This window comes from Treponema sp. UBA7567 (assembly GCF_002476655.1).
In the GTDB taxonomy this organism is placed as follows: Bacteria; Spirochaetota; Spirochaetia; order Treponematales; family Treponemataceae; genus Treponema_D.
Genome location: NZ_DLLH01000016.1, coordinates 33,632 through 37,118, shown reverse-complemented (window position 1 = coordinate 37,118; position 3,487 = coordinate 33,632). Strand labels below are relative to the sequence as shown.

The window sequence follows — 3,487 nt, the reverse complement described above, 5'->3', positions numbered from 1 at the left end:
GGCAATCGTCACCGTGACGAAATCAGAAAAATCATTTTGCCGGCAGTCGTCACCATGACGAATCGAGAAAAAGTGCTTGAACGGCAATCGTCACTATGACGAAACAAAAAAAAGCTCCGCTTCATAACGAAACGGAGCTTTTTTTATCCGCGTTTTTGCGCGCTTAGTTGAAGTGGTATGTTACGCCGATTCCCGCGTTGATTACGTCCTTGCTCAGGACTGTCTTTGTTGAGCTTGACTTGCTTCCAAGATAGTAGTCTGTGTCAAAGTAGTTCGCGTAGAGGCACGAGAGAGACACTGTGAGCTGGTCTGTCGGGTAAATCTCAAATCCTCCGCCGACTACGATGTTGTCAAGGACAGGGTTGAACGTTGAGTTTGAAGTGTCTGTTGTTCCCTGGTTTCCGTAGCTTGCTCCGATTGAAGCTCCGACGTACTTGCAGAATCTGTAGTCAACGCCGAGCGCGATTTCCCATGAGTTGTCGTAGTCTGTCTCGCTCAAGATTGAGTCCTGATGGGCAAAGTCGTTGAAGTAGTAGTTGAAGCTTGTGCTTACATACAGGTTGTCAAGAACGTGGTAGCCTGCTCCGAGGTTCAAAACTGCCGGAAGATCGGTGCGGAAATTCTTGTCGTTCGTGATGTCGTAATACTGCGCGATGTTTCCTTTTACGTTGTCAACATTGTACTCAATGCGGCTCAAAGTCTGGTACTGGAGCGAAAGGTCGAGCTTTGGAACAACCGGCGGCTTTGCGTGGATTCCGAAAACCATGCTCTGGCCGTAGCCTGCAGCGTCGTATGAAATCTTGTTGCTGCCGTTTATTGTCTTGAAATTTGGATCGTTGCATTTAAGAGTCATGTCCTGTGTTCCGATTGTGTAGCGGTAAGCCGCAGAAAGCGAGAGCCAGTCAGTAACGAGATAAGCCGCTCCAAGCTGGATTCCGTATGTGATTGAAGTTACATCGAGAGAATGGTCTTGTGCCATTTTGATAGAAGCTGTTGCAAGTTCTCCATATTGATATGCCTTAGTTGCATATGCTGTAGCAGATGTATTGTCAGAGTTTGCTGCTGCGCCTTGCGCCATTAATTTATATTGTCCGGCTGCCTCTTTCATTTTTGCCGCGCCCTGCAAGAACATAAGCGTTGTCGCGCTTGTTCCCTCGTCGTAAGAAAGCGAGCCGCCGCCTGCGTAAACTCCGAAGTTCGAGAAGATTGCCCATCTGCCTTTCTTGTAGACCGCGTTCAAGTCAGGGTAGAGCCAGACTGTCGTGTCGTCTGTCGATTTGTAGTCTTTGATACCAAGTGAAGAATAATCGCCAGTTGCGTAATAATCATTCGTGTCGAGCTTGTTCGAGTATTCCTTGAAGACAAACTGGTTTCCGCCGCCAATCCAAAGTCCTTCCTTCAAAAAAGCAGTTCCCGCAATGTTGTAGAAGGCCGCTTCCGGACGCTCGTTCTCTGTGTTTCGGCTCGGGTTTCTTAAATAGCCTGTNNCCTGTGCTAAGGTTTGTCTTGTTCTCAACTCCGCTTGCAAAGATAAAGCTTGCAGAAATTGCTGCAAAAATTGTAGAGGCAATGAGTTTTTTCATTGTTTGTTCTCCTGTAAAACACCTTTTTGGTGAAAAAAATCTATAAGCACAAAAATGACACAATGATAAAAAATGTCATTTTGTCATATAGAACGTTAGTCTATTCTTTTTTTATTTTGATGTCTAGTGCGAAGCTATAAATTGTTGCAAAGCCAGCCGCAGAATGTGCAGATGTCGTCAGTGCGGGCGTTGCATGGAAATTTTTCACCTGATTTTTCAAGCTTTTTTGCGTGTTTTAAAAGTCCGTCGCAAAAACAGGCTTGAACCATCTTGTTTTCTTTTGCGTTTTCCATGATTTTTTCAAAGCTGTCGGTGATTTTTCCTATAAAAAGCGCGCTGTTTTCGTTCGCAAAGCCGCAGCACGGAGCAATGTCGCCTGTCGGGTGGACAAAGAGAATCTGCCCCGGTCCTTCGCAAAAATCTTCATTGAACCATTTTTTGCTCTGCCAGCCGCGCTCGTCATCGCATTGGAAAGTCTGCGGAAGAATAAAAATATCCGCCGCAAAATCTTCGGAAAGCGCGTTCAGCTCGGCTTCAAGTTTTTCTGAATTTTCTTCATCTAAAAGCGGATCCGCCACCGCCTGGATTGTCAAATTTTCTTCCCCGAAAATCTCGTTCACAGTTTTGCAGAATGTTCTGATTCTTTCGTAATTCTGCGCGTGGAAATTGTCGTAGCTTACGCCGATTTTACCATCGTAGCCTGCATTGCAGATTTTTTGCAAGGTTTCGCGCAGGTCGCTTTCGGTTTTCCACCAGTCGCCGTTTGTCATAATCTGGTCGAACATAAAGTCGTTTTTTCGCGCGAATTTTATTGTTTCGGTCATAAAATCAAGAGCAAGAAAAGGCTCGCCGCCAGAAAATCCGATTTTGTCGATTTGTGATTCGGAATTGTTTTTGCAGGAAAGAATCAACTTTTTTGCGTCCCCGGTGTTTAGCTTTGTCGGAAGCCGGTTTACAAAACAGTGCGCGCAGCGGAGATTGCACAAAGTTGTGCAGGCGAAAATTATTTCTGTAGGATTGAAGCCTTTTGGACTGGAGTTTTTTTTCATAATAGAAAATTATATCATAAGAAGAAAAAGTTTTTTGTTTTTAGGATTGAGAAAATTTCGATTTCTGCAAATTTTTTTTGTGAGATAAGGAATTGTTTTGCGGGGCGTTACGGGCGCGGCTCAGGCATAGCTTTCGCCGAGACTCGCCTAGAAACTCACCTCGTGAGTTTCTTCGTCTGCGACGAACGGCTCCCTACGTAGAAAGGGTAGGGCGCAACGAAGTGCGGCCGTAGGGGAAGACTTTCCCCTTTTTGTCTAAAAAAATTAAATTATTGAATTTTCAGCCTGAAATTATTATATTTAAAGCGGTATTTCTGTTTATAAAGGAGAAATAAGATGATTAAGACAGTAAAAGACGTTGACTTGAAAGGCAAACGCATTATCATGCGCGTTGATTTTAACGTTCCTATGAAAGACGGTGTTGTTCAGGACGACACACGCATTATGGCGGCTCTTCCTACAATTAAATATATTCTTGAGCAGAATCCGCGCTCGCTTGTTCTGATGAGCCATCTCGGAGACCCGAACAAAGATGTGAAAAAAGCAAAAGAGAAGGCTGAAAAAGCCGGAAAAACTTGGACAGAAGCAGATTCTGAAAAATTCATCAACGGAAAAAACAGAATGAAGCCTGTTGTTGAATATTTTGCTTCAAAGCTCGGAAAACCTGTAACTTTCTTGCCGGACGCTCTTGGACAGAAAGCTGCAATCGACGCTCTTCCTGAAGGCGCAGTTGCAATGCTCGAAAATGTCCGCTTCCATAAAGAAGAAACTTCAAAAGACGCTTCTGAACGTGAGACAATGGCGAAAGAACTCGCTACTTACGGAGATATTTTTGTAAACGACGCTTTCGGAACT

At 44.4% G+C, this 3,487-nt stretch carries 3 protein-coding genes; 1 reads left to right on the top strand and 2 read right to left on the bottom strand.

Going from position 1 to position 3,487, the window contains the following annotated elements:
• Positions 1 to 163: 163 nt before the first annotated feature.
• Both B3Y13_RS01590 and B3Y13_RS01585 read right to left on the bottom strand, forming a co-directional pair.
• Positions 164 to 1,402, bottom strand: a complete 1,239-nt coding sequence (locus B3Y13_RS01590) for an OmpP1/FadL family transporter (RefSeq protein WP_296692271.1) — start codon at positions 1,400 to 1,402, stop codon at positions 164 to 166.
• Positions 1,403 to 1,717: 315 nt separating this feature from the next.
• Positions 1,718 to 2,632 (bottom strand): radical SAM protein, encoded by a 915-nt coding sequence (locus B3Y13_RS01585; protein WP_296692268.1) that lies wholly within the window; start codon positions 2,630 to 2,632, stop codon positions 1,718 to 1,720.
• 336 nt (positions 2,633 to 2,968) lie between these two features.
• On the opposite strand from B3Y13_RS01585, the gene pgk reads away from it, so the two are divergent.
• Positions 2,969 to 3,487: phosphoglycerate kinase (pgk, locus tag B3Y13_RS01580; RefSeq protein ID WP_296692265.1), on the top strand; the 519-nt coding region annotated here is incomplete at its 3' end.

What these genes read in the sequence shown, in the direction of transcription:
- B3Y13_RS01585 (WP_296692268.1), bottom strand. Translation starts at nt 2,632, where the DNA reads ATGAAAAAAAACTCCAGTCCAAAAGGCTTCAATCCTACAGAAATAATT.